The sequence below is a fragment of the uncultured Vagococcus sp. genome (assembly GCF_963518325.1).
Lineage (GTDB): Bacteria > Bacillota > Bacilli > Lactobacillales > Vagococcaceae > Vagococcus_D.
This window is the reverse complement of record NZ_CAUQJB010000008.1, coordinates 85,776-111,676: the sequence shown is the minus strand read 5'-3', so window position 1 is coordinate 111,676 and position 25,901 is coordinate 85,776. Positions and strand designations below refer to the sequence as shown.

15 protein-coding genes are annotated in these 25,901 nt (G+C 32.8%); 12 read left to right on the top strand and 3 right to left on the bottom strand.

The window, feature by feature from the left end:
- Window positions 1-27: 27 nt before the first annotated feature.
- Window positions 28-792, bottom strand: a complete 765-nt coding sequence (locus tag RWN13_RS09230) for a hypothetical protein (protein ID WP_314062518.1) — start codon at window positions 790-792, stop codon at window positions 28-30.
- 388 nt (window positions 793-1,180) lie between these two features.
- Between RWN13_RS09230 and RWN13_RS09225 the strand changes: the two genes are divergently transcribed.
- From RWN13_RS09225 to RWN13_RS09205, 5 genes are all read left to right on the top strand, one after another.
- Window positions 1,181-1,351 carry a type II toxin-antitoxin system HicA family toxin gene (locus RWN13_RS09225; protein WP_314062516.1) on the top strand — a complete coding sequence of 57 codons (171 nt, stop codon included), beginning with the start codon at window positions 1,181-1,183 and terminating at the stop codon, window positions 1,349-1,351.
- Between the two features lie 91 nt (window positions 1,352-1,442).
- Window positions 1,443-1,865 carry a type II toxin-antitoxin system HicB family antitoxin gene (locus RWN13_RS09220; protein WP_314062513.1) on the top strand — a complete coding sequence of 141 codons (423 nt, stop codon included), beginning with the start codon at window positions 1,443-1,445 and terminating at the stop codon, window positions 1,863-1,865.
- Between the two features lie 669 nt (window positions 1,866-2,534).
- The gene (locus RWN13_RS09215; protein ID WP_314062510.1) at window positions 2,535-3,146 is read left to right on the top strand and encodes a hypothetical protein; all 612 of its coding nucleotides are present in this window, start codon (window positions 2,535-2,537) and stop codon (window positions 3,144-3,146) included.
- A 100-nt stretch (window positions 3,147-3,246) separates the two neighbouring features.
- Window positions 3,247-4,404 carry a hypothetical protein gene (locus tag RWN13_RS09210; RefSeq protein WP_314062507.1) on the top strand — a complete coding sequence of 386 codons (1,158 nt, stop codon included), beginning with the start codon at window positions 3,247-3,249 and terminating at the stop codon, window positions 4,402-4,404.
- A gap of 410 nt (window positions 4,405-4,814) precedes the next feature.
- Window positions 4,815-4,982, top strand: coding sequence for a hypothetical protein (locus tag RWN13_RS09205; RefSeq protein WP_314062505.1), 168 nt, complete (start codon window positions 4,815-4,817; stop codon window positions 4,980-4,982).
- Between the two features lie 459 nt (window positions 4,983-5,441).
- On the opposite strand, the gene RWN13_RS09200 is transcribed toward RWN13_RS09205, so the two are convergent.
- Together RWN13_RS09200 and RWN13_RS09195 are read right to left on the bottom strand one after the other, a co-directional pair.
- Entirely contained in the window at window positions 5,442-8,012 is a 2,571-nt protein-coding gene (locus RWN13_RS09200) for a hypothetical protein (RefSeq protein WP_314062503.1), read from the bottom strand.
- Window positions 8,005-10,578, bottom strand: a complete 2,574-nt coding sequence (locus RWN13_RS09195) for a hypothetical protein (RefSeq protein WP_314062500.1) — start codon at window positions 10,576-10,578, stop codon at window positions 8,005-8,007. The genes RWN13_RS09200 and RWN13_RS09195 overlap by 8 nt, the downstream gene beginning before the upstream one ends.
- Before the next feature lie 453 nt (window positions 10,579-11,031).
- Between RWN13_RS09195 and RWN13_RS09190 the strand changes: the two genes are divergently transcribed.
- The 7 genes from RWN13_RS09190 to RWN13_RS09160 all read left to right on the top strand — a co-directional run bounded on the left by RWN13_RS09190 (window position 11,032) and on the right by RWN13_RS09160 (window position 25,681).
- A complete protein-coding gene (locus RWN13_RS09190; protein ID WP_314062497.1) occupies window positions 11,032-12,120 on the top strand; it encodes an HNH endonuclease in 1,089 nt (362 codons plus the stop codon).
- Between the two features lie 34 nt (window positions 12,121-12,154).
- A complete protein-coding gene (locus RWN13_RS09185) occupies window positions 12,155-14,029 on the top strand; it encodes an ATP-binding protein (protein ID WP_314062495.1) in 1,875 nt (624 codons plus the stop codon).
- Between the two features lie 108 nt (window positions 14,030-14,137).
- Window positions 14,138-15,247, top strand: a complete 1,110-nt coding sequence (locus RWN13_RS09180) for a DNA cytosine methyltransferase (RefSeq protein WP_314062492.1) — start codon at window positions 14,138-14,140, stop codon at window positions 15,245-15,247.
- 160 nt (window positions 15,248-15,407) lie between these two features.
- Window positions 15,408-17,996 (top strand): DrmE family protein, encoded by a 2,589-nt coding sequence (locus RWN13_RS09175; RefSeq protein WP_314062489.1) that lies wholly within the window; start codon window positions 15,408-15,410, stop codon window positions 17,994-17,996.
- A gap of 3 nt (window positions 17,997-17,999) precedes the next feature.
- The gene (locus RWN13_RS09170) at window positions 18,000-21,656 is read left to right on the top strand and encodes a helicase-related protein (protein ID WP_314062486.1); all 3,657 of its coding nucleotides are present in this window, start codon (window positions 18,000-18,002) and stop codon (window positions 21,654-21,656) included.
- 3 nt (window positions 21,657-21,659) lie between these two features.
- Complete coding sequence (locus RWN13_RS09165; protein WP_314062483.1) at window positions 21,660-23,987, top strand: DUF1998 domain-containing protein; 2,328 nt, start codon at window positions 21,660-21,662, stop codon at window positions 23,985-23,987.
- Window positions 23,987-25,681, top strand: coding sequence for an NERD domain-containing protein (locus RWN13_RS09160; protein ID WP_314062481.1), 1,695 nt, complete (start codon window positions 23,987-23,989; stop codon window positions 25,679-25,681). Before RWN13_RS09165 ends, RWN13_RS09160 begins: the two co-directional genes overlap by 1 nt.
- Window positions 25,682-25,901 lie beyond the last annotated feature (220 nt).

The following is a 25,901-nucleotide window of genomic DNA, read 5'->3' as shown; positions in this document are numbered from 1 at the left end:
TCACATCCTTGCTTATTTGTTGGAGAACTAGTTTCCAGATTCTTCTTTTTCTTCTTCAGGGATAGAATAACCAAATGCGTTTGAATCACCTGAGAAAATAGTCTGATCAGACACTTTTTCATTCATAATTGGTTCTACATCTTCAGTAGTAATTTCATACTCACTATCTTGAATAAGATAACTTAAATCTTCAATTAGCTCTAGGTTCATCGTTTGACGATTAGGCATAGTTAATTGAATGGATTCAACGAATTTAGTTTCATCATCAATTTCGTAGGTCACAATATAAAAGCGCGAGTATTTTTGAGTGACATTCAGTTGCTTGCCTTCTATAACAGCCCTTACTTCTTCTGGGTCATTTAATTCAAGTTGAATTTGTTCTGGTTGAACAACAAAGTTTTGCTCGCTATTCTTTAAAACGTCTGTATTTATATCAGCTAAATTCACCAAATAATTATCTTCATTGGCCTTCTTTTTTTGATCATCAAATGATTTTTTCACTCGTCTAGAGTTTTTTACGATAACCATATAATTTTCAGCATTTTCGCTAACTGAAAACTGTAAATATTCCCAGGTATAGCCAGCTTTTTCAATTTTAAACTGTACATTGTGGTTTTGTCCAATTTTAGAAACTTGATCATCGATGTGATTTCCTTTTGTCCAAGCGTAAGCACCACTAACACTCATTGACTCTTTTTTACTTTTACGCTCTTCAAGATACTGTAAGTACCCTTTCAAAGTACCATCAACTATTGCTTTACTGATTGTTTCATGCAATTTAAATTCATCCATACATAAACCTCCAATCTATTTGTCTCTGTTAGTATACAACATTTTTAAAGTAAAAACATTAATTTTTAGTTTTTTTTAAAGTAAGCACTATTATTCAAAAATGTAGGTGAATAATTACTTTTTTGAAAAGGTAGTGAAATAATAAAAAGAGACACGAATAATGTCTCTTTTTTGCTTTAATAATTTTCAAGTTTCCTTTTTAGGTTGATAAATCGGAAGAATATAAGTAGGAATTTTATTTTTTCGCCAACCCACATATACATGAGTTTGAATGGAAGAATGGTAATAAAAACCCTTAGTTCATCGATGGCCGGTGTATATTTACACGCATAAACTCTTGATAAAACATATTTTCATGCGTATAATAATACATATATAGTAGAAGAATATGAAAAAGAGAGACTTAGAAAATAAATTCAAGAAAAAGGGTTGGAGCATTCTTCGTTCGGGCGGTAAGCATGATATTTGGAGTAACGGAAACGCTACAGAACAGATACCACGTCATCGAGAGATAAACGAACGACTAGCACAATCCCTGATTAAAAAGTGGGGGTTATAACCCCCGCTGTTAGTCAGCTAGAATTAATCGGTCTTGCGATTCATATTATCCACAAATTAACTATATTTTGAAAAGGGGAGGTGTGTAAGCTATGAAAAAAGAAATATATTTGTATCCCATAGTCATTTCTGAAACTAAAAATGACTCGTCAGGTTTTGATTTCGTCATTGAGATACCAGCATTTAATGGTTTTACCCAAGCTGAAACGTTTGAAGAGTCAATAGAAATGGCAAGAGACTATATCGGTAATCATCTAGTCGAGTTGGATAGAAAAGGAAGTGTATTTCCAGAGCAAGAGGTGGATTATAGAAACATTGGCTCACTTAAAAAAAGTGAGAATGACATAGTCACTACAGTAGATGTCAATTTTAGAAATTTTAAGTATGCTAATGATAATAAGTCTGTTAGGAAAAATGTGACGATACCTAATTATTTAGATGTGTTAGGCAAGGAGCATAAAGTTAATTTTTCAGAATTACTAACTGATTCTTTACGAAATTTACTAGTTAATTAATCTTCTATAGTGGTTAAAAGTCATATGCCAGCAAACATATGACTTTTTTCGTTTGAGTTAGTCAAGGAAAGTTGACACAGATTTTTCTATTTCTTTGTCTATGTTGACTTGTAAGCATTTAGACATATTAAATGGGCGGGAGACCACCTGAAGCTTTATGTGAGTATGGCGAAGGCTTTTTACCAGTCGTGCGAAGAAATGGTTCTTTCGCAGAGGTGGACAATTTGGAATGCTGTCTTCAAATAGAGTAGCTTTTTTCTGTAATTTAAATATTAAATAATAATAAATAAACCAAAAAAAGGCCTTCTTCTTAAAAACAATTTATTTATTTTTCAACGGCACATTTTATAATCAAGTTAGCCACTTGAGATAAAAAATAACGTCATAGACAAATTTCAGGTATTATTGAGGTTCTGAAGCCAAACAATAAAGGGTGAAATCGCTATAACGCAAAATCAGTTTAACACAGAAACACGCAAAGACAAACACCTTTCTCGTGATGAACGGGTCATTATACAAGAAAAACATCGAAGGATTTGCGGGATTTTTTGGACGAGAAATGGTTCCAGAACCCGAGCATTCTGAGAGACTTAAAAGTATAGAAAAATATTTGCCTAAATCTAATGAAAGTATGAAGGAAGCAATTAAGGAAATGGGAGGTAAGGACAAATGAAAATTTGTATCTATTTTCTGACTGTATTAACTTTATTATCGGCTTGTTCTAACAATAATGTAAAGACTAGTAAAGAGGAAAAGACAATGGAAAGTTCGTCTATGATTAATGCAAATCAGGTTCCGCCTGTATCGGATTTTGAAAAATTAAGAAGAAATAAGCAGAGTATTACTAGTAAGGAACAGGGTGTGGAAGAAATAGCTAAATTTTATTTTTATGAAATAAACAATTTAGCATGGGAGAGACTAATTGCTGTAGATTTAGCAAACAAAGGACTCTTTCTAAACCCAGGTGATTCAACTATTGGAGTTGCCGAATTGGATGAAGCGTTGACGGAAAAAGACATACAGGTTGTAGAAGATATTTTTATAAAAAATAATGTTACCGATTGGTTAACTGACTATTCTTACGGAGACAAGCAAGTGTTAGATGAGATGGGGGGAGAGGGTTATAATTGGCAACTGTGCATTCAATATAATGATGGCACTGCTTTTTATAAGAGTGGTAAAGGGACATCTAAAGAAGAAATTCAGCCAGAAGGCTATCAAAAATTTGTAGATGAACTGGAAGAGTTTGTAAATAGCAAGAAATTGCCAGTACCGCATTAATGGAACTTGGTTTTAATAATGTATTTGAAAACTAATTTGTTTAGCATTTCTTTAATTTAGCCACTTTTATGCTGAAAATGAAAAGATGAGGAGCCATATAATGAGCGTAAGAGATAATAACATTACAATTAATACAAAAAAGATTTTAAAAGGCTTATTTACAAATGAAGATAAATTAGATAAAGCATCTACAGATCCTTTATCTATAAGAGTAGCTTCCTTTATTAGTAACTATGAGAAGGTTGGAGATATCCATTTTAAAAAGGACTTGTTAGAAGTAGTAAAGGTATACAGACAAGGACTTAATGCTTATGGTCCCGACATACTAACATTCATTATTGGACAAGATAAAGACATCGCGAACGATAATAACTTATGGCAAAAAAAGCATGATCAAATTAGTAAACTATATGATAATAGTGATCCTTATGATACTTTTGAAACTGCATTAAACCTTATTGGGGACATGGCAGAAGGAATGATAAAGTATCATTTTAGAGAACTATATCAGATAATATATTATTTGGAGAATGGGTATAAAGTAGAAATTAGCATATTGAAGAAAATGAAATTAGGGGTAATGAACGATTATTTATTAATAAAATGTAAGCCAAGTATGAGTCATCTATTTCAAACTGGATTACCTGTTCAGTATAAAATTAGTAATTGGCGAAATTTGGCTCAATATAAAAATTATATAATAGATGGTTTGAAGGCAGAATTAATATTTGAAATTAGAGGGAATAAAAATTCTCATGAATTGTCAACAGATGAAATACTAATTTACTATGCCGAAATAACTAGAAGTGCAAATTTGTTGCAATTAGCGAGAGCGTTATTTATTGCAGATTTTACAGGTGAAGTAACAGAACTTTCTAAAATTGAAATGATGAAGATAAAAGAATCAATACCGGCAATTAAGCCAGAGTTATTAATAGCAGACTTTGAAATTACTTTGTCGCTGATGAGTTTGAGATTTGATTCATATGATGAATCAAAGGAGATGATTATTGTACATATTAATGAAACTGAAGAAGAAAGTAAATATTTGAGCAACTTTATTCATTTACCGTTTATACTCTATAAAGTTTGGGAAATATTTAGGAAAAGCCAAGTCAAAGTAGAATATAGAAACTGTAAATCAGAGCCACAATACTTATTAAAAGCGAATGGAATAGTGTGCGAAAAAGTTAAAAATGATGGGGACTTGAGTATTTTGCATGAAGAAATTATTATATTCACTTGCGAGAAAGATTAGGTGTATAAAAATATACTTTAAGTTCATTAGAGATTGCTCCTAAAAATTTGAAGGAGTATTCCATTTCTGATTTTTTGTCAAGGAAGTCGTCAAATACTAACTAGAGAGTGTCCTGTTAGATTGAAGAATAAGGACTTTGTGAAAATTTCGACTGAAGTGCTGAGAATAATTATCGTGAAGTAACTCTGGGGAGGCATTAAAAGGGAAATTGAATCTTCTGAGTTTAGGAATTTGGATATTGAGGTTAGGATAGAATCATGGCAGGTTTTGGCAGAATTATACCATAAGAAGAAAAGGACGTGTCCTAAATAGTAATAGAAAGTTTCAACTAAATCCTTGTTATGAACATATATTTGGATTAGTAACATACCAAACTACGTCAAGTGAGGGAATGCTTGGAGGTTCTTATTATGGAATTTCAACAAGTGACATCGGCAAAGTTAAAATTGTTGGAGATGATTACGCTGATTTTTATCGACGATAAATCAACGATTATAAAATTATCACTCGGTCGAAATTTGGTTGGTTTGCAGATACTGTGGTATGTTCATTTTAGAGCTATCTTGATGAAGAAATAGAATACAATTAAATTAATTGTATTCAGATTTCTGAGTATTTTCTATCTGTGAAACAGTCCTGGAGAAAATACTAAAACCTTTTAATTACTCTAATAAATTCAGCTATGTTCTTGTACGAATTGTTAGAAATAAGGTTTTAGATGTTAGTTTTATGATTGCTAGTGGCTTGTATTTAGATTATGCCCACTTAGTAGAAAAGTATGTCATTTTAGAGGTAGATAGATTGCAAGTGTATTGTGAAGAAAGCTTTTTTAAAGACAACTCGATTTTCAAACATTAGACTTTTGAAAAACTTGTAGTGGAAAAATATAGAGTAGAGGATGATCTTGCCTTGAAAATTCAGAAGATTGCTCAACAATTGTGAAAGTGACGTTAATAGTTAACATAAAAATAAAAAGCTCACATTATTTTGAAAAATTAATGTGAGCTTATTCATGTCATCTCAAGTACGGGTAGATATCAATACCGCTGAACAAAGGAGTGAATATTTGAGGCAATGGCGAGTTTCTCAATGTAATGATAGACATCATCTGGTTGATAGCCCTCGCGTATAAGAGAAGCAGCTAGCATGGAGTACTCGTTAACTAGGTTAGTAGAAAAAATGGTACTGTCATCAGTATTAATCGAAATTGGAAGCTCCAAGGAATCTTTTTCTCCGAATAGGGGGCCACTTAAATTCATGGCCGGTAGTTCTGAGTATTTTTGGACGTAGGAAATTTTCTTATTTGAAGAGGGATTCGCTTCAATATATACTGTCATTCGTAGTATTTTTTCTTGTAACAAACGTTGGACACGTTTAACACAGCAAATGAATCGCTCGCTTGTTTCTGTGTGAAATGGGCGTTCAGCGTTCTCACGATAATCTTTATCAAATGAATATCGCAAGAAAAGGTCTCGTGCGCCTTTATCTAAAAAGGCACGCCTGTGGTTAATAAATCTTGAATTAAGTCGATAAGTGTATCTCTGGCAAAATCCCTCATAACTTTCAGCTGATTGATCCATTAGTTCATAATGCAGTTCTGGAGAGTCTCCTCGTAAAAAATAGGCATGAAGATAGGTCTCAAAATCAGGTATTTCATTTTGTGGCATGATGGGATTAAATAATTCAAGCTTGTTCGCTTCGAATTCATCTCGCAAAAAAAGTAGGAGAGCGTTACTTTGATCAGATTCAACAAGGATAGAATACATCCAAACAAGATCATCTAAGTAATCGCCAATAGAACAAAAAATATTTTGCCGTTTAGTGTGATAATAGTTTTCAACATGACTTCCTAGAGCAAGGGCATGACCAAGGCGATCATTTGCCCGATAATCTAGAAATGTCAGGACTTCGTCGATTGCACGCAATCCGTTTGAAAGGGTGGGGAATTCTTCACCTACGTGATAAGTCGCCTTTAGAACATAGCCTTCGGGGCTTCCATCACGCATTTTTCGATAGATGGTTCCAAAGAGTTCCGGGCGGTTATCTTTCTCGTAATTAGCGGTATCGATGCCGACAATTTTATGAGCTACCTGATCACTTAGATATCCCTTATTATTAGGCTTATCGCTGTATTTTTTGATGACATCTAAAGTGTTAAGCAAAACTGTCGCATCTTTTTCTAATTTCTTTCGCTTGATTGCCTGATCTTCAACCATGGAATGAATACCAGACTTTAGTGGTTTAATAAAATGGATAATCACACCGTAATTAATTTTGTTGATAGAATGCCCTAGCTTTTTTAGTTCTCGCTTCGCTTTATGGTACTCTTTATGATTGATGTTATTAATATCCTGAATAAATTCGATGTAATCGTTCGGTGTCTGTTCAGGTGTTACTCGAATTTCAATGTTATTAATGTATTTTTCGCGATAATATTTATGAAAAACACTGCTAATGACTGCTTTTTTTTCATCGGATTTATCTTTAATAAAGATGGATTTAAGTTCTTCTTTCTCTTTGAATTTAGTAAATCCCATTCCTAGATTATCTTGTAAAAACTGAAATTTTAATTGAGTGATGCCTGCAATATAAAGGTTAAAAACAATGGTAATGAAATCAGAGTGAGCATTTTTCTCGTAAATATAAGTCATAACCTGTTGATAAAAGTTAGTTTCAAAGGCAGCGTATTTGGTTAAGTCTAGTCCCTTGAACTGTCCTTTCCAATAGCTGGTCTGTGCCATTTCCAAAGCTATGGTGTCTTTCAAGATCCCTAAACTATCCAATGTGTTTAAAACATCATGAGAGCGTAGTAACAAGCTAAAGGACTGTGTGATGGTTGACTTCAATTCATTATTATCTACTGAAGCCCCATCGTCATCAAGGACGTATAACATAAGAATAATCCGTAGTAATCTTACTTTGATAATAAATTGGATCAGATTCTCTTGATTCTGTTTTGTCTTTTCAATTTCTTTAAAAACTTCATCCCTAGAAATGAAATCAGCGAAACGAGTCGTGTCGTTGAAACTTAATTGTAAAAAAGAGTACCAATTGATTTCATCTGTATAACCTGATGCTTTTAAATGCATGTGATTTTCTGAAATAGAATGACGGCGTAAAATATCATACAGTTGTTTGTTATCGTGCCCCACAATACTAGTTATAGAAGTAGGGTGAGATATTTTAGAACACCCTACATTATAGGCTGAGACAAAAAGCTTTGGGTCTAATTTATTTCTAAAACCATCCCATTCAATTAGGTCATTAAATTCAACGTACAAATTATCTCTATCTACTTTGAATAAATGGTGAGCAGTTAAAAAAATTAAGTAAAGAGAATTTGAATGACTATATCGTTGACTAAGAAGCCCCTCAAGAGAGGTGATTAAATTCTCTAAGTCATCCGTGTGGTAATTACCAGGATAAATCTGAATGTATTTACCAATAATTCGACTACGAAACTGAGTGTTGGATAGATCAAATAATTCTATCCAATAAGGGTCATCAGGAATAAAATGATGGGATTGAAAGTAGTCGAAGCAGAGCTCCCGATAGATGACTCTTAGCAAACGATCAATGTCATTAAAAAGATCCTTTGGCCTAGTCATGAGTTTTCTCACTATCGATTAGATTGTTGCTAAGTAAATTTGAGCGATGACCATTGAGAGTCTCGGTCATCAGTTTCAAATTATCATTTAGCTCATCAAAACCTTGAGACCTAGGTTTGCTGATGAAGTTGTCCATTCTTTCTTTTTGCTCAGGATGCATGTTTTTAGGCCATTCACTCATCTTTTGGAAATACTGTTTAGCAAATTCTCTTTTAGGTTTAACGTAGTCATATTTTAATGAATCATTCCCCAAGGCAATAAGGGTATCTATTTCCTCAAGAGATAAGTCTTTGATGGAGCTTATTGATTCTGGAGGTACTATTTCGTTAGCAAGGGTTGCAATTTCGTTTTCCGTGAATATTGGATTATACTTATAAAACTCTTTAGATGTGTCAGCTTCAAATAAAGGCATAACCATTTTAGTACGCATGTCTATTTCGTTAGCGGTAGACAAGCTACCCGTGAAACAATCGTTTACACGTTTAAGTGAATAAATGATCGCGGGACGGCCAGTTGAACTTCTACGTGAATAGTTTTTTCGAATAAAGAAGTCTAAGTCGAACATGGAGTAGAATAAGTAATTATTTTGGTTCTCCTTGAGAGCAAGGTCTAATTTATGTTGAACATAGAACTGGCTACTTAATTGCGCAAAAGGATCAATCAGGTAATGATTTCCTTTTACAAATTCATAATTGGCATAAAACTCCCTAAATTGATAGCTGAATCCTCTACCAAAATCGTCCAAAGATTGTTTTCCTTGGACTCTTATATTCCCAGAAGCTGAGAGACTGCTGTAAAGTAATTTATTTAGTGGGGCGTTGATAGGTTCGTACAAGTCTTTGATAGTTTGGGCTAGTAGTATCTGCGCGTTTCCGGATGTAAAGGAATCATTATAATAATAACCATCGGGAATAATTTTTCCTTTAGTGAGTGAAAAATATCCTTCAAGATGGAGGTTATCCGTTCTATCTATTAGCGAATGAACTAACAAGCTCAAAAGTTCTATTGAATAGAGCATTTTTAAAGCATAAATAAAAAATAATTTAGCATCAGAGTGCTTATTCTCTCGAGTATAAAGATCCAAAACAGCAAATACATCTCCTAGCGAAACATTATAAGGTTGTTTGTTTAAAATATTAATATAGTAGTCATTGAGACTATTGGGGGATGCACTTTGTATTGAATTTAGCATATTGTTACACAAAGATCTATTTCTAGCTTGGTAATCTTGGGACCTCCAATCTAAAATAATCTCAAAGTTGTCCTTTGACAAGTTTTCTCTAAAACCATTTAAAAGGTATTGGCGATATCGATTCAAATTGAGAGATAATAAACCCAAAGATTTAAGCCTATCATCATTAGAATTGATCGATATTTGATAATTAGCTAATTTATGAATGAATTCTAGAAATTGGATGGCCGCTCTCAAATTACGCGGGTTTGTGTATTGGGTTTGTTCTAAAGATTCAATAGGTTCGATCTGTATCCTAGTTTGCTCCATAATGGACTTTTGAATAAATTGCCTAATCGTCAAAGGCTCATTGTCGCTATTTAGAAAGCCTGAAAAGATAGTTTCACTTTCATTATTGTAGGGTTCGATAAATGGTGACAAAATATCACTAATCCTTGTTTGTAGTTTAAACTCAAGCACAACTTGCTGAGGTAATGGTAACCCTTTATCAATAAAGTTAACGGCTTGATCTCGAAGTTCAGTTGTATCAATTTCTTTTCTATCTAGTAATTCTTTATTTTCTAAAAGTAAGTTAGCTAAAACCGAATCGACAAGTTGTTCTTTACGATAGGCGATTAGCAAAATAAGATTAGTTTGATTTTTTAGAAATTTAATAATTAATTGTAGTGTTTCGTGCGTAAATTGGTTAGGTACTAAATCAAGGTCATCGATGGACAGACAAAGGTACTTGTAATCGTTACCCCGGTCTTTATTTATTATCGTGAGAAAAGATTCGATTAACTCAGAAATTTTACTGAAAAAGGATTGCTGATTTTGAATGTTATCTAAAACTTCAATGCCGGAGCTCTTTTCTGCAAAGGAAGACTTATTGATGCGTATGTTTTTCAGGACCTCGATAATATCAGTGACGGTTTTATTGAATTTTGTAATTTTTTTAAAGTGATCATTGTCTTTACTTTTACCATTGGTATTGTCAATCTTACTTTTTAACGTAGCGATAAATAGTTCTAGTATATTGAGAGAACTTGTAAATACAGTGGGATCAATGGGATCTAGCTTATATATGCTTTGGTTATTTGTTATAGAAGAAACATCAGTAAATTTTTTTTCATCAATTATTTTTGTGGCAGATCGGATGAATGAGCTCTTGCCTGTTCCCCGACCACCTATAATACTGAAAATATTGTTGATATTAGTATTTGTAGGTGTTTGATTAATATAAATTTCTAACCAACTCAATAGATCATTCATTTGTTCTTTATAAAGATAGTCACTGTTTTCTAATTTTTCTTTACTAATAAAGTTATCATATATGTATTCTTTTGATGCTTTGCTCCAGTTAATTTGTAAATCTTGGAAATAAGTTTTTTTCATGAGTACACCTCGTTTGTATTTGATAAATCACTTTAAATTATAAGTCAATCTTGTTAATATAGATAGTTATATTATTATTATATGATAATGTGTTGTTTATTAAGTGATTATAGTCACTACTATAAATTACTTCAACTGACACAATTATGATTTTCCTTAAATGTTGTTTCATTTTTTTCTATTATCTTAGTGAAGTGAATGTTAGCGTATTTAAATAAAACTTAGTAAAATAGTTCAGTACAGCAAGCGATACTTTGTCTTATTTTCAAATATGAATACTTATGTTGTTTTATACAGAAGTAGGTTATAATTAGTTTTAAAGATAATTATCTATTAAATATAAAGTAGTTAATTATGTGAGTATGGATATCAAATAATTAGACGCAGTTAACAGGTATGTAAGAATGTTAAGTGAGTAGTAGTAGAATATTATTAGCTAAGGATGATTGATTAGTGTTGGAAAAAAAAATTTTGTGGAGACAGATTCTAGAAGAATTAGCGAATCACCCAATAGAATTACTGACAATTCCAAGTAATGCTCGTGAAGGTGTTTGGTTTGAAGCTCAATCAGATGGAAAAGATGTGTGGTTAGCAAGGGCTAAGTATCATGAACCTAGTTCCACAATGACAAACAGTAATAAAATTACTGAAAAACAATTTATTGAGGTAGCCAGCGTCTATGAAAAATGGATGGCAGGAGATAGAGAAGCAAGGAAAAGAGATACTAATAACCATAATACTTCGTACTTATTTGCATTAATAAAATATATGGATGAGTCTCAAATTAATTTTGAGAAGGGATTTGTGGGATGGATTCAGCAGAATAGAAAAGTTAGCCCAATTACAATAAAAAAATATATAAGTGCAATTAGAGTTGTGGACAAAACACTGGTTGAGAATAATCATTTTTACAATAAAATTTTTAAAATTAGAAATACTGATCTGATAGAAGAAATAAAAAGACTTAATGAGATTAGAGAAATCGACCAAGTTGGAAATCGAATGTATACAGCTCCTCTGAATCATTATATCAAATACTTAAATTATTTAGATGAACTTAGAGAGCAACGTTTAGATGAACAGTTGAATATTGATGTTGAACATTTATTGAAAGAAGAATTAATTGATTATGATTCATCGCGTCATATTGATAAATCTGAAAAGGTACCAGAGTTGGATGATCGAGTTTATAGCACTTATAGGCGAAATCCTAAAAAAGCAATTAAGGCACTTCAAATTGCTAATTTTTCGTGTGAGATATCTTCAAGTCACAAAACTTTTACTTCAAAAAAAACTGGTAGAAACTATGTAGAAGCTCACCATCTGATACCTATAAACAGGCAAGGAGATTTTAAAGATGCGAGTTTAGATGTGGAGGCAAATATTGTTGCATTGTGTCCAAATTGTCACAGGTATATTCATCATGGTGAGGTTGATGAAGTGAGTAAAATGGTCGAAATCTTATTTAACGAAAGAATTTTTAGATTGAAAAAATGTGGATTACCTGTATTAATTGAAGAAATTTTGTCAAGTTACTGTTAAATCGATTAATTAATAATTGAATGGGGTTAGGTTTTTGAATAAGAAGAGTGATGTAAAGAGATTATGTGATCAAATATTAGCGAAGTTTAGTAAAAGTGATAAAAAGTTATATGAGCCCTTTATTAGAGGCATTAGATTCCCTAACTATAAAATGATCCGGCACGGAGAGTGTATTAGTTTCGACTTTCCACTAACATTTTTGGTTGGGGGAAATGGAACCAACAAAACTTCCATTCTTCAAGCAATATACGGCTGTCCCAAAGGGAAAAATGTAGGGGAGTATTGGTTTAACACTAAAGTGGATCAAATTGATGGTACTGAAGGTGAAAGACCAAGTTGTTATATCTACAGATACAAACATTCGGGGGCTAATAGAGATGTAGAAGCTTTGAAGACACGAGTAAATAAAAAAAGTGAAACTGTGGATTATTGGGAAACATCTAGGCCACAGGCTCAATATAATATGCATATACCCACAAAAAAAGAATTATTAAACACTCCTAATCAATCAAATACAACGAGATGGGAATTAATTGAAAAAGATGTAGTTTACTCAGATTGTAAAGAGTATTTATCTGCGTTTGATTTGTTTTTTTATCATTCGAACTTTAAGAAAACAAGCAATATTAAAACGAAGCAAGATTTTCTTAGAGGTCGCTCTAAATACCTTTCAGAAATAATATCTACTGGTGAAATAAATTTTAATTATTATAATAAACCGCAAGTAATATCGAATGAGCGACTTGATGGAAAAGTATGTGAAAAAATCAGTGAGATTATGGGCGAAGATTACTCAGATATAAGGGTCATTACTCATGCTTTATATACAAAGGGGCAATTTGGGAAACCATCCAAAACTATTTGGATGAAAAAAAATAATCTATCTTATTCAGAGGCTTTCGCTGGTAGTGGAGAATCTAGACTTATTTTACTAGTTAACGATGTAATGCAGGCAAAACCAAGATCACTAATTTTGGTAGATGAACCTGAAATATCATTGCATCCGAATGCAATTGAGAGATTAAAGTTATTTTTTTTAGAAGAAGTATTAATTAATCAACATCAAATGGTTGTTTCTACTCATTCGCCAGGACTAATCCGTGGCCTACCAAAGGAAGCGATTAAGCTTCTAAGTACCGGAGCGGACAAAAAAGTTGATATTCAGGAAAATGTGACTTATCAAGAAGCGTTTTACGAAATAGGTCAATTTATTGAAACTCCGAAAAGTATTTTTGTAGAGGACCAATTAGCAAAGCATGTTGTGGAAAAAGCGTTAATAAATAAATACAAAGATAGGTGGAGAGATACTATTACAGTTAAAGCTCTTTTAGGAGGTGCAGAAGCGATAATTACACGAGGAATCTGCCAAAGTAGTTTAGAAAAAGAAGAGAATACTTTTTATCTTCTTGATGGAGATCAAAACCACTACCCTTTTGAAAAGAAGTTTGATGAGGATTCTGGAGGTGTTAAATTAGACTGGTGTGATGAAGAGATAGGTAAATTAATTGAAAACAGATTACCGGAGTCAGAGAATAATAATCTTGGGAAAATTTTGAAGGAGATCACACATTGTGATATTAAAATAAGTGTTTCAGGAAGTAGAGGAACTTCAAATCAAGTAGAGAAAATAGAAAAACAACGAGCTTTTTTACGATACTGGGAAAAAAATGTCTTTTTCTTACCTAATGAGACACCTGAATTATTTTTACTTGAATCTATAGGAGAAGAGGTAAAGGCTGAATCATCAAATGGGAAAGACTTCTTTGAAGAAGCTGCAAATGAGGAGTTGCAGGCTATTCCATCTAGTGATGACATTCTTAATTATCAACGTCGAGTTTTGGCGAGAATTGATAAAAAGTCACCATTATTCAAGGAGCTTTATGATGTATTAGATAAAATTATGGAATAATTTATTAAGTCTAAAAGTATGATGGCAGATAGATCTTTATTGTGTCTGTAATCTATGATAATATTATCATAGGTAATTGTACTTATTTTACATGGATGGTGACAACCAATGAAGAAAAAAATTGTGGCTGTTGATTTATTTAGCGGCTCAGGCGGAACAAGTGCTGGCTTGGTTAATGCTGGAATTGAAGTTAAAGTAGCAATAGAAATAAATAAAACAGCCGTTAAGACATACGGTAGGAACTTGAATGCCCACATAATCGAAAAGGATATCCAAGAGGTAACGGGAAAAGAGATATTGAACAAAGTAGAACGTAAAATGAATGAAGACCTTCTTCTTGTGGCATGCCCACCCTGTCAAGGTTTTTCTTCGATAGGTAATGGCACAGCAAGTGATATACGTAATCAACTAGTATTTCAGTTTGTTAGACTGGTTTCAGAATTGAAACCAGAGTATCTCTTAATGGAAAATGTTTCTGGGATGGCTAGAGGAAAAGGGAAAAATATCTTTGCCGAAGTGCTAAAACAACTAGACGATTTAGGTTATCAAACAGAGTATAATATACTAAATGCTGCAGATTATGGCGTACCTCAAACGAGAAAACGCTTAGTTTTACATGGCATTAGAAATGATATTCATAAAAAAATGGTAGAAAAAGGCATTGATATTGAACTACCGAAGCAAACAAATATAAATCCGAGCATAGAGGAAAATCCGCTGGGATTGCCTCTATGGAGGACGACTCAAGATGTGTTTAACTTGCCTGAGCTTAAAGCTGGTGAAAAGTATGAAGGACCAGGCGTCTACAATCATTTTGCTAATGGCCTCTCGGATGTTAATAGAAAAAAAATACGCTATATTAGAGCACACGGAGGAAGTAGATCTTGCTTGCCAGAACATATGGTTCTGAAATGTCATAAGGATAAGAATGGACATGGCGACGTTTATGGAATCATTGATTTGTTAAAACCTGCACCAACAATGACGGGGGGATGCATGTCATATACTAAAGGTCGGTTTGGTCATCCTAGAGATGATAGAGCTATCAGCGCTAGAGAGGCTGCCAGGATACAGTCGTTTGATGATGATTTTATATTTGAAGGAACGAATGGTGAGATAGCCTTACAGATAGGGAATGCCGTGCCTGTAAAACTTGCTGAAGCAAGTGGTAAATATTTTGTGAAAGTTAATAAAATAATTAACGGTGTTAGTAGTTAGATTTATATGGTATATTAAAAAATGCTAAGTTAGGTGTTGTGCTAGTTACAAAAAATTGAAACTCAGAATGATGTTCTAATTTTCAATTTTTGGATTCTTTTAAATAGGTTAGAGTATTGCTCTAGCCTATTTATTTTTCAAAAATGATAGGAGGTCTGAAGTGGTAAAACAAATGTTAGTAAACCTGTTATTGAAGTGTGAGATTGAGTATAAAGGGAATATTGTATCGAAAGAGCATATATTACAAGAGTGTTTTGAGTTTTTTTCGAACACAATTGACGAGAAATCGCATAATGTAGGGATTATTATTAGGCCACCATCAATTTGTTTTGATATCCTTGGAATGTTACTTGCTGTAGTCAGCAGTTTTGCTTTTTCTGAACGGAAGAATGAAGATATTTTAGAGGATTTGAAAGATGATACTATAGTTTTATATGGCCGTACTAAGAAACAGAGATATAAATTTCATCGTTATGACGATGAAATGGAAATCATTGAGTTATCTCAACCCGATAATGGCAAAATGCTGAATTCTCTAAAAAAAGAGAATTGGAATAGAATTGAGCCGTATTATGGAGATGCAATCTGTTTAGATGGTAAAGGCATAAATAAGAATTATTCTAAGAGAGAAAGCTTTATTCAATATGCTTTAGGGTTAAAAAAAGAGGACATTCAGAGTAGTTCTGATAAATATACGATTGTAATGATGGAAAAAGAAAAAGCTGATGATATTATCAATAACGTGAAACTATTCTTTAAAGAGGGAAGTGTAAGCCTTTTCGATTTGGTCAACATCTCTTTTTTTTCTGAAAAAAAAGAATATCCTTATCGAGGAAACCCTGGTAGATTGGAACCTGAGGTTAGGATAACAAATCGAGTCTCACTTGTAAGAGATTTAGTATTTGAAACTAGTGAAGCGAAAGAAATTGGAATCATTTTCTTAGATTCATTTAGATTGCTATCGGGAGGAACTGAGCTCTATGAGTTGATTGGACGGAAATCATTAAGATTTGTGTACACGTTTTGTGAAATGTATCTTAGCAATATTCACGAACTTATTTCGGAATATAATGATACTAGCTTATTTACTTCTGCCAAAAGAGAAATAAAACCACAACACACTCAAATTGTTGAAGTAAATGAGGTAACGCAAGAACTTCAACAACAAATTGATATAATTGTTAGAAAAAAAATAATTCCAATAGTGATACAAGAGGGGATTTTTGGAGATTTAACAAGAGAAATTAAACAGGATTTAGTATATTTGAAAAGAAAAAAAATACCAGATGATGATTTAGACTATTTTATTATGACGTCATATTCATTGTTAAAATTATATACAACAGCAGCGTTTCCATTAGGAGCAGTGGAACAGGCGATTGCTGATAAACATATAACTATTGAATCTATATCAGACAAACTTGGTAAGCTTAGAGGCATTAAATGGCGCATTTCAAGTGATATTTTAGAAATAATAACAACAATTGTTGGGAAATTAGAGAGTTTATATTTGGAGCTTTACGATAGTTCACTCAAAATGAAAGCGCTAGAAAGCATTAGTATCAATTGGCAAGAAAAAAGAGCTTGTATTGTAGTTCCTAAAGCGTATTATAAAACTATAATTGAAGATAAATTAGTTTTAGGTAATGTACTTAAGACTAAGAACGTTCGTATTTGTACAGCTAATACGTATGATAATAGTATTATGTATGATGAAGTAATAGTACTTGGAATATATGAAGGAAAAAGATTTAATATATTTAGATGTTCCACTTCAAAAGTTATTAAGGTATTATTATATGCTAATGAAGAATCTATTTTTGATAGTATGAAGAAAAATATGATAAATAAAGAGAATTATTTATTTAGCTATTTACCAGAAGCTGAAGCTGATGAAAAAGAAATTGATTTTTTGGAGATAATTCAAAATGTTGAGAAGGGCTCTTGTTCTGAGTTGGAAACAATAAAAGAGTTAGACGAAATGATTTTGGAAATAAACAACGGTAAATTTGAGAAGTTTATTTCTAATGAATTTAAAGAGTCATCAGATAAGCATATTATATCAAACAAAATTATTTATTTCTCTGATGAGGCAATGTTTGTATCTAAACATTATAAAGCTTATGTTTTAGATGTGCTAGAAAAAAAAGTAACTATTAAAAATGCGTCTGATTTAGAGATCGGAGATACTGTTGTATTCACACAGAATAATAGTGAAACGCAAGATATAGTTAGCTCAGTTTTAGAGCTATTAATAAAAAATGAGGAAATAGATGAAAAATTGAAGGTGGATTATTTCAGGTCTCTTAAGTGGAAAGAAGTATTGAAAAAATATCGTGATGAGAATAATTTAACTTATAAAGAAATTGCATTTAAGCTAGATAACATAAAAGATAAGGTCACTATACGATCATGGATTGATGATTCACAACATATTGTTGGACCTAACGAACTGGAAGTATATAAAAAGATAGCTAATCTAACTAAGGATAGCGATATGCTTGTTAATTATGAACTGTTTAAAATTGCTTGTGATAATATAAGGAAACTTAGAAGAGGTATTTTGAAAAAAATAGGAAACTCCATTTTGAAAGGCATTGGTGACGAGTCAAATGAAGATATTATTTCAAAGATAGTTTCCTCACAGATTAAAGATTTGGCATTAATTCTTGAAATAACAGATATACGAAAAATTAGTCAATCAGTACCACTGAATATGATAAATAGACCTGTGGATATAGGAGGATAAGGCATGTTGAGTACGTCAGAGTTGTTATCAACAAGGGAAGAACTAATTAAACAACTGAAAGAGGAAATTATAGGGCCAGGTTCTGAGCGAGATATAACAGATAGAGAAAGAGAAGTTATCACTAGCTCACCAGAACAAAGATATTCAGCAGGTGTATTATTCCCACAAGATAATATTATAGCTGCGGAAAATGATGAGATTTTTGACGCTAGTATTGAAGGAAAGTTGGCTCTCGATGAAATAGAGGAAAGTTTGACAGCAGATATGAATATGGAGCAAGGAGTAGGTAAGAAGGAGATAACGAGGAGAAGTAATATGGATTTTGATAGTGAAGAAAATCTTGATGATGAAGTTGGATTATCAAATCAGAATTTACCTTCATCTATGGGAATTAGTTTCTTTATAACCAGTCCTGAAAAAATAATCAATATTGATCTTCATTTTGCAACATATGTTAAAGCAAAAATGGAAGACTGCCGTGTGATTTTTAACCCTGAAAACCCAGAGAATTATAAAGTTCCGAAATGCATTGAAAGTATAGTTTATTTTGATGAAAAAGATAACTGTATAAAATGTATCAAACAATTCACATCAAAAGATATTAGTTATTTAAAACAGCAGGGACAAATTGCAACTGACGAGTATGATCTGCTCCACTGTTTGTATAAATTAGCTAACCAAATTAAGCGAAGTTACAAGAGAATTCCACATATTGAAGCAGTTAAACTTGATTTTACTAAAGAGAACTACATTGATAATAATGGGGTTGAAAGTACTGTAAAGGCGAAAGTAACTGCACTGAGAAGGGAGGTACAACCTGATTTGTTTTCATTAACGATAATGCTTGTTAATGAAGAGATAGGAAAACCTAATGGAGAGAATTGTATTTTCCAATCTAAGATAATTGTGAATTCGAAAAATAATAATTTTCAATTTGCAGAGAGGTCGAGTTACCTTAAATTTGAAGAATTAAGCGAAGATGAGTTAAGTTTAGCAATGCTCTATAGAGACAAAAAAAAATATGGATCTGGCTTAGGTACATCTTTAAATTGGTGCATTGATGAGAATGGTGAAGGAAAAGTCGAAAGTGAGTTTGTCCCAGAAATTGAAGTCCCCAACATGGATTTTGAATTACCAAAAGAAGCACAGCTGGATAAAAAATCACTTTCAATGAAATATTTATCAGATTTAAACTCAGAATCTAAAGAAAATAAGATTGGGATTCTAAAAAAGTTTATTGATTCTTATAGTAATTGGATTATTGATTTAGAAAAGACTTTACCAAGTTTGCCTAAAAATTTTCAAAATGTAGGAGATAAAAACATTAAAAATTGCCGTCTATCATATATAAGGATGAGCGATGGTTTGGATATATTGAGAGAAAATGAAGATGCCTGGTATTCTTTTGAGCTTGCTAATAGAGCCATGCATATGCAACGATATCAGCTTGAATTTCAAAAAAAACATTCAGACAAAGACAGGTATCCAGATGACAAAGAACTTACTAATTCTTTAAATCTAATAAATTATATAGATGGAGTAGATGAATTTTACTGGAGACCATTTCAACTTGCCTTTATTTTGATGAGTATTCGCTCAATAACGGAAGATGATTGCAAAGAACGAGAACTAGTTGATCTTATTTGGTTTCCAACCGGAGGAGGGAAGACCGAAGCATATCTTGGCTTGACTGCTTTTACTATATTCTATAGACGATTAGCTCATTTTGATCAATCAAATGGGAGTACGGTTATTATGAGATATACCTTGAGATTACTAGCCTCTCAACAATTTACCCGTGCCGCTACCCTTATTTGCGCTTGTGAGTTAATAAGAATGGAAACTAAAAATAGAAAAACTAATTTTAGAAAGTATAGGTTAGGTGAAGAGAGCGTCAGTATTGGATTATGGATAGGGAGTCAACATATACCTAATACCAACCAAAAAGCCAAAGAAGAGTTAGATAAACTTTGTGATAAATCAAAGGGGGATCTATACACTAGAATAGAATGGCATAATAAATTCCACATACTGAAATGCCCCTGGTGTGGTACTAAAATGACTAAGGGGATAAAAGAAAACATAGAAGTTGGTCAATGGGGGTATAAAATGAGGCAAGGAAAGAATTTCTATCTTTCTTGTCCACAAGAGGCATGTAGCTTTAATCAAAAATTACCCATTCAAATTATTGATGAAGAGTTGTATAAAAATCCTCCCACTTTACTTTTTGGTACAGTTGATAAATTTGCGATGTTACCTTGGGAAAGTAAAGTAGGTAATTTTTTTGCAAGTCACAACAATAATCGATGTCCAGAACTAATTATTCAGGATGAATTACATTTAATCTCTGGACCTTTAGGAACAATGGTAGGATTATATGAAACTGCAATTGAAGCAATTTGTAGAAAGAAAAGTAACATCTTTAAAATAGTAGCTTCGACAGCCACTATAAGTAGAGCTAAAGAACAGTGTGCATCATTATATAACCGAGAAGTTACTCAATTTCCAGCACCAGGACTGAATTCATCAGATTCTTTTTTTGCAAAAGAATCTGTTATATCTTATGATAAAAATAATTTTGGGCGTGTATATTTAGGCGTGTTGCCATCAGGTAAAACTAAAGCAATGATGGAAGTTAGAATGTTATCAACATTATTGCAGAATGTAAAAACACTAGAAGTAGATGATAAAGTTATTGATAAGTTTTGGACACTAACAGTGTACTTCAATAGCCTTAGAGATCTAGGGAAAGCATCGACATTACTTGGCGATGATGTTCGAGATTTTATAAGAAGGATAGCATCGAGAAATAACAATCTTGACCGGTTAAGATTATTAGGAACACCAGATGAATTAACAAGTAGAATCTCAACAACCCAGTTAACTACTACTCTAGATAAGCTTGAAAAAGTTCAGTATTCTAAAAAGAATATTGACAATAAAATTTATGCATCTAATGTTCTATTAGCAACTAATATGATTTCAGTTGGAATAGATGTAGCTAGGTTGAATATGATGTTGCTTGTTGGACAACCTAAGCTTACAAGTGAATATATTCAAGCTACTAGTCGAGTTGGCAGAGAGTATCCAGGCGTTGTTTTTGTTCAATATGATGGTACTAAAAGTCGAGATAGGTCACACTATGAACAGTTTAAATCATATCATGAATCTTTTTATCAATTCGTTGAACCGACTGGAGTCACACCGTTCTCAAAACCTGCAAGAGAGCGAGCTCTGCATGCAGTTGTAGTTTCAATTTTACGTCAAATTAGTGAGAAGTTAGAAGGGGAAGAGGATGCGCAAAATTTTGATAAAAAAGAATTTTTAAATGAAATTTTGGGAATTCAAAACTTTATTGTGACAAGGGATAAGGAAATAATGGGAAGGCTAAATGATCACCTGGTACCGAGCAGTGAAGAAATCATTGAGGAAATACAAAATTTTATTAATGATTGGAGTAACTTGCTAGAAGAAAAAGATTCTAGCACTTTACATTATGGTAAGAAGTATATGATGAAAAAGACTTCAAGTGACCAGAGAAGACTGTTGAAAACTTTCAATTCAAATCGGAGTGATCTAAATGCTAGAGATACCATGACTTCATTGAGAAATGTTGATAGTATGGTAGCAAGTAATATTTTAATCTGGAAGGAGAGATAAGATATGAATCAAGAGTTGGTAACAAAAGAACGGTTGAATAGTTACACACACATCGTTAGAGCTTCCCAAGCTGTGCTTCAGTATGGCGTAGGGGCGATGGTAGATTTTCCGAATCAAACATTGATGACTGCTGCGCCAGAGTATTGGGCTGAAAATATTGTGGAGATTAATGATGAGCGATTGGAAAAACTATTGGGCGTTGATTACTTTGGTATGCCGGCTGGAAAAGATATAGCTCAGGAAGGTATTTCTTATGCGAGATTTCCATCGTGGTATTTTTGCCCAAAGTGCAGGAAATTTCAAACATTAGAAAAATGGACTAAAGAATTTCAAATTAAAGATAAGAAAAAAGCTGAGGATGATTACTACATGACAAAACATATCAAATGTACCACATGTTATCAAAATCTTGTGGTATCTAGAATTGTTGTTGCATGTAGAAGAGGACACATAGATGACTTTCCCTGGGTAGAATGGGCACATAGAAAGAATATGAGCGGTGAGAAAAAAGAATGTAGTAAACCAGATTTAAGGTTTAAGACTGGAACATCTTCAAGTGAAGGCCTTGAAGGATTAATTATAACTTGTGAAACATGCAAAGCTAAGGCTTCGCTTAGAGAGGCATTTAATCCTGGGATTTTTGAGAGCCTCACTGAAAAAAGCAGTGAGAATAGGTGGGATTTTTCTTGTAGAGGTTTCCACCCATGGAAAAATGAATTTGAAAACTGCGACGAGTATCCTAAGGCGATGCAAAGAGGTTCTTCTTCAATCTATTATCCTGTGACAGCTAGTTCGTTAGTAATTCCTCCTTACTCTGATAAATTTATTTCGAAAATTGAAGCTAGTGAAACTTTTAAAAATTATCGAAGTGTATTAGCGCAAATACCACAAGAGTTACGAGAAAGTGTGATTAAAGAACAACTAGTTTCTTGGGTTAGCGATATATCTAATGCGGTAGCTGTACCAAAAGAATTTGTTAAGGAAGTTCTAAAAAGAAAGTGGCTCGATGAACAGGATGAGGAATATAGCACGCTAAGTGTCAAATATCGTTCTGAAGAATATGATGCGCTTAATGGAAAAGTAGAGATTACAGGAAATCAAACGCTTGATTTTGCTATTGAAGAAATGAACATAAATGAATATAAAGTGCCATTAGTAAATAAGATCACATTAATCCACAAGGTAAGAGAAGTTCAAGCTCTACTGGGTTTTTCAAGGATTGATCCGATAGAAAAAATGTCTGATTATAAGTCAAATGATACTTTTGTTTCAATAAAAGGCAAAAGGACTAGGTGGTACCCAGCTTGTGAGGTGAGAGGTGAAGGAATATTTTTGGAATTTGATCAAAATCAAATAGAGGAGTGGATAAAAGGTAATAGTTCGTTAAGAAACAGAATGGATGAAATAAATCAAAAGTATAACCAGTCATATTCGGGAAAACAATATCCAAGAAGGATTACTGCAAAGTTTTTACTACTGCACACATTATCTCATCTACTGATAAAGCAATTAAGTTTTGAATGCGGTTATAGTGTGGCTTCTCTAAAAGAAAGAATTTATTGTAGTGAAGAAGATGATGGAAAAAGAATGGCTGGAATATTGATTTATACCTCTAGTGGTGATTCAGAAGGCACTTTAGGTGGGTTAGTTAGACAGGGGAGAGCAGATAGCTTTTCAAGGATATATCAAAAAGCACTCTTTAGTTCTATGTCTTGTTCAAATGATCCTGTGTGTATTCTTAGCAACGGTCAAGGAAGAGATGCTTTGAACTTAGCATCTTGTCATGCATGCACACTATTACCAGAGACTTGCTGCGAAGAATATAATATACTCTTAGATAGGGCGGTGATTTCTGGAACTTTTAATAATAAAAAATTAGGAATTTTTAGTGATTTTTTGTATGAGCATAAGTGGGTATATGAAAAAAATAAAGTCGTTCCTTCTGAAGTACCCGTAAGGAAAAAAGCAGTTTTTTTTCTTTCAAGTGAAGGGATTAGCTTACAAGATTACGAGTATCATGAGATATGGGAGATACTTCTTGGCGAGGCCAAAGAACCAAATAGTCGTATTTTTTTTGATAATGCAATCAAAAAGAATGAGTTGTTTTATGATTGTGAGAAGCCTACCATAGATGGGACTATAAAAGATTTAGATACAGGAGAGGAAGTTCAGGTTAATTTAATTTGGAAAGAAGCTAAAATACTCTTTTGGGATTCAGGAGACACTAGCGATCTTGATTATGGGAAAATATCTGGTTGGAGAAGTATAAATATTTCAAATAGTGATATTACACCTGAAATGTTATCCAAATTGATAAGGGAGCGAAGTTAATGGCAATAATGATACCAGAAGTACCAAGAGCGTATACTAAATCCAGCCTGGAAGATGAGATGTTTAATACTTTAAAAGAATTATCAGATGACTATTATGTTTTTCATTCCTTCAAAATAGCTAGAAATGTAAATGGAACTTTTTATGAAAGTGAAACTGATTTTTTAATTTTTAATCGAAGAAAGGGTCTTTTATGTATAGAAGCGAAAGCAGGAAGAGTTAGTTATTCCAAAGGAGAATGGCGATATTCGAATGGTAGACAAATGAAGAAGGGTGGCCCATTCGCTCAAGCTAGTGGTAATAAATGGAAATTGAAAAGTCATATCGAAAAAAGTGAGTATCAAAATCTGCTGGGGAAATGTAAGTTGCTTCATGCTGTTTGGTTTCCATCGATTTCAAAAATTGACTTACAAAATATTAGCTTGCCAGCAGACGCGGAAAAATGTTTAATAATGACGAAAGAGTCATTATCAAACGTTCAGGAGAAAATAGATCAAATTTTTCAGTTAAGACTTCCTAGTGGGATAGAGACTAATCTAAGTGAGAATGAAGAAAAAGGGCTGCTAGAATCGGTACTATGTCCAGCATTTGATATATTTCCAACAATATCATTCGAAAACGATATCAAAAAAAAGATATTTCACCGATTATTAAAAGAACAGGTTGGAATATTAAAGTATTTAGGAGACCAAACAAGTGCAGTTATTAATGGTGCTGCTGGAACAGGGAAAACTATGATTGCAGTTGAGAAAGCAAAAATGCACGCTTTTGACAATCAGCAAGTATTGTTTCTTTGCTACAACAAATTTTTAAAGGATTTTTTGATTGAAAATTATAAACATAAAAATATTCATTACTATACGATCGATGGATTAGCATGCAAATTGTGCAATTCGTCAAAACCAGACTATACTAAACTGAAGGCGAATTTAGAAGATATGTATCTTCTAAATAGATTTCCATATGATCATATAATAATTGATGAGGGACAAGACTTTGGACAAGATAAAATTGAAGAAATTGCACTCATAGAATTGTTAAAGGATATCATTGTTGATAAAAAATCAAATAATTCTTTTTATATTTTTTACGATAGACTTCAGCTTGTCCAAGGTCAGATTATTCCGAAATATATTAGTGAAGCTGATTGCAAATTAACTTTGTATAGGAATTGCAGAAATACTGAAAATATTGCCAAAACATCAATGGCAACATTTAATGAAAAACCTAAGCTTTTTGATGCGGCTGTGAAGGGAAAGGCCTCTATGATATACTTTACCGATGATGAAATTGGAGCAGTGAATGAGAGGATCGAGGAGTATCATAAAAAAGGTATTAATGATATTGTTATTTTGACTTGTACAACAGAAAAGGAAAGTTTACTTGCTTGTGAAGGGTCACGTGGTTTTTATCATGATGTTCAGTTTACGACTTGCAGAAAATTCAAAGGTTTAGAAGCTGATGCGATTATTCTTGTCGATGTGGATCCTTTATTATTTAAGCATAATAGACAAATGATATTTTATGTAGGGGCTTCAAGAGCTAGAATTGAGTTAAGTATCATTACGTCGATGACTAATAGTGATTGTAAAGAAATTTTAAAAGAAACATTTTCTATCGAAGGAAATATTAAAAGTCCAAAAAAAGAACTCTCTAGGCAATTGAAAACACTTTGTAAATTGAATAACGTCTAATCAACTTTTATGGAATGCTAAAGGAAATGATGAATTCTGCATCAAAATAATGGTTCATAGAATTTCTTGAATACTAGATAGATATAGAGCCCTCGTTTCCGAGATGGAAAGTTGTATTCACTGTAATGGTGAGTATGCGAGTAGTTGGTTCTTTCTGGTTATGCATGTAGTCAATATCTGATGTCGTCTTCAGCAGATATTCTTTTTAGCTAAATAAAAG

Excerpts from the sequence above, each read along its gene's own strand:
- RWN13_RS09180 (WP_314062492.1), top strand. The coding sequence starts at position 14,138 with ATGAAGAAAAAAATTGTGGCTGTTGATTTATTTAGCGGCTCAGGCGGA.
- RWN13_RS09160 (WP_314062481.1), top strand. The coding sequence starts at position 23,987 with ATGGCAATAATGATACCAGAAGTACCAAGAGCGTATACTAAATCCAGC.
- RWN13_RS09230 (WP_314062518.1), bottom strand. The coding sequence starts at position 792 with ATGGATGAATTTAAATTGCATGAAACAATCAGTAAAGCAATAGTTGAT.
- RWN13_RS09195 (WP_314062500.1), bottom strand. The coding sequence starts at position 10,578 with ATGAAAAAAACTTATTTCCAAGATTTACAAATTAACTGGAGCAAAGCA.
- RWN13_RS09200 (WP_314062503.1), bottom strand. The coding sequence starts at position 8,012 with ATGACTAGGCCAAAGGATCTTTTTAATGACATTGATCGTTTGCTAAGA.
- RWN13_RS09220 (WP_314062513.1), top strand. The coding sequence starts at position 1,443 with ATGAAAAAAGAAATATATTTGTATCCCATAGTCATTTCTGAAACTAAA.
- RWN13_RS09170 (WP_314062486.1), top strand. The coding sequence starts at position 18,000 with ATGTTGAGTACGTCAGAGTTGTTATCAACAAGGGAAGAACTAATTAAA.
- RWN13_RS09215 (WP_314062510.1), top strand. The coding sequence starts at position 2,535 with ATGAAAATTTGTATCTATTTTCTGACTGTATTAACTTTATTATCGGCT.
- RWN13_RS09165 (WP_314062483.1), top strand. The coding sequence starts at position 21,660 with ATGAATCAAGAGTTGGTAACAAAAGAACGGTTGAATAGTTACACACAC.
- RWN13_RS09225 (WP_314062516.1), top strand. The coding sequence starts at position 1,181 with ATGAAAAAGAGAGACTTAGAAAATAAATTCAAGAAAAAGGGTTGGAGC.
- RWN13_RS09205 (WP_314062505.1), top strand. The coding sequence starts at position 4,815 with ATGGAATTTCAACAAGTGACATCGGCAAAGTTAAAATTGTTGGAGATG.
- RWN13_RS09210 (WP_314062507.1), top strand. The coding sequence starts at position 3,247 with ATGAGCGTAAGAGATAATAACATTACAATTAATACAAAAAAGATTTTA.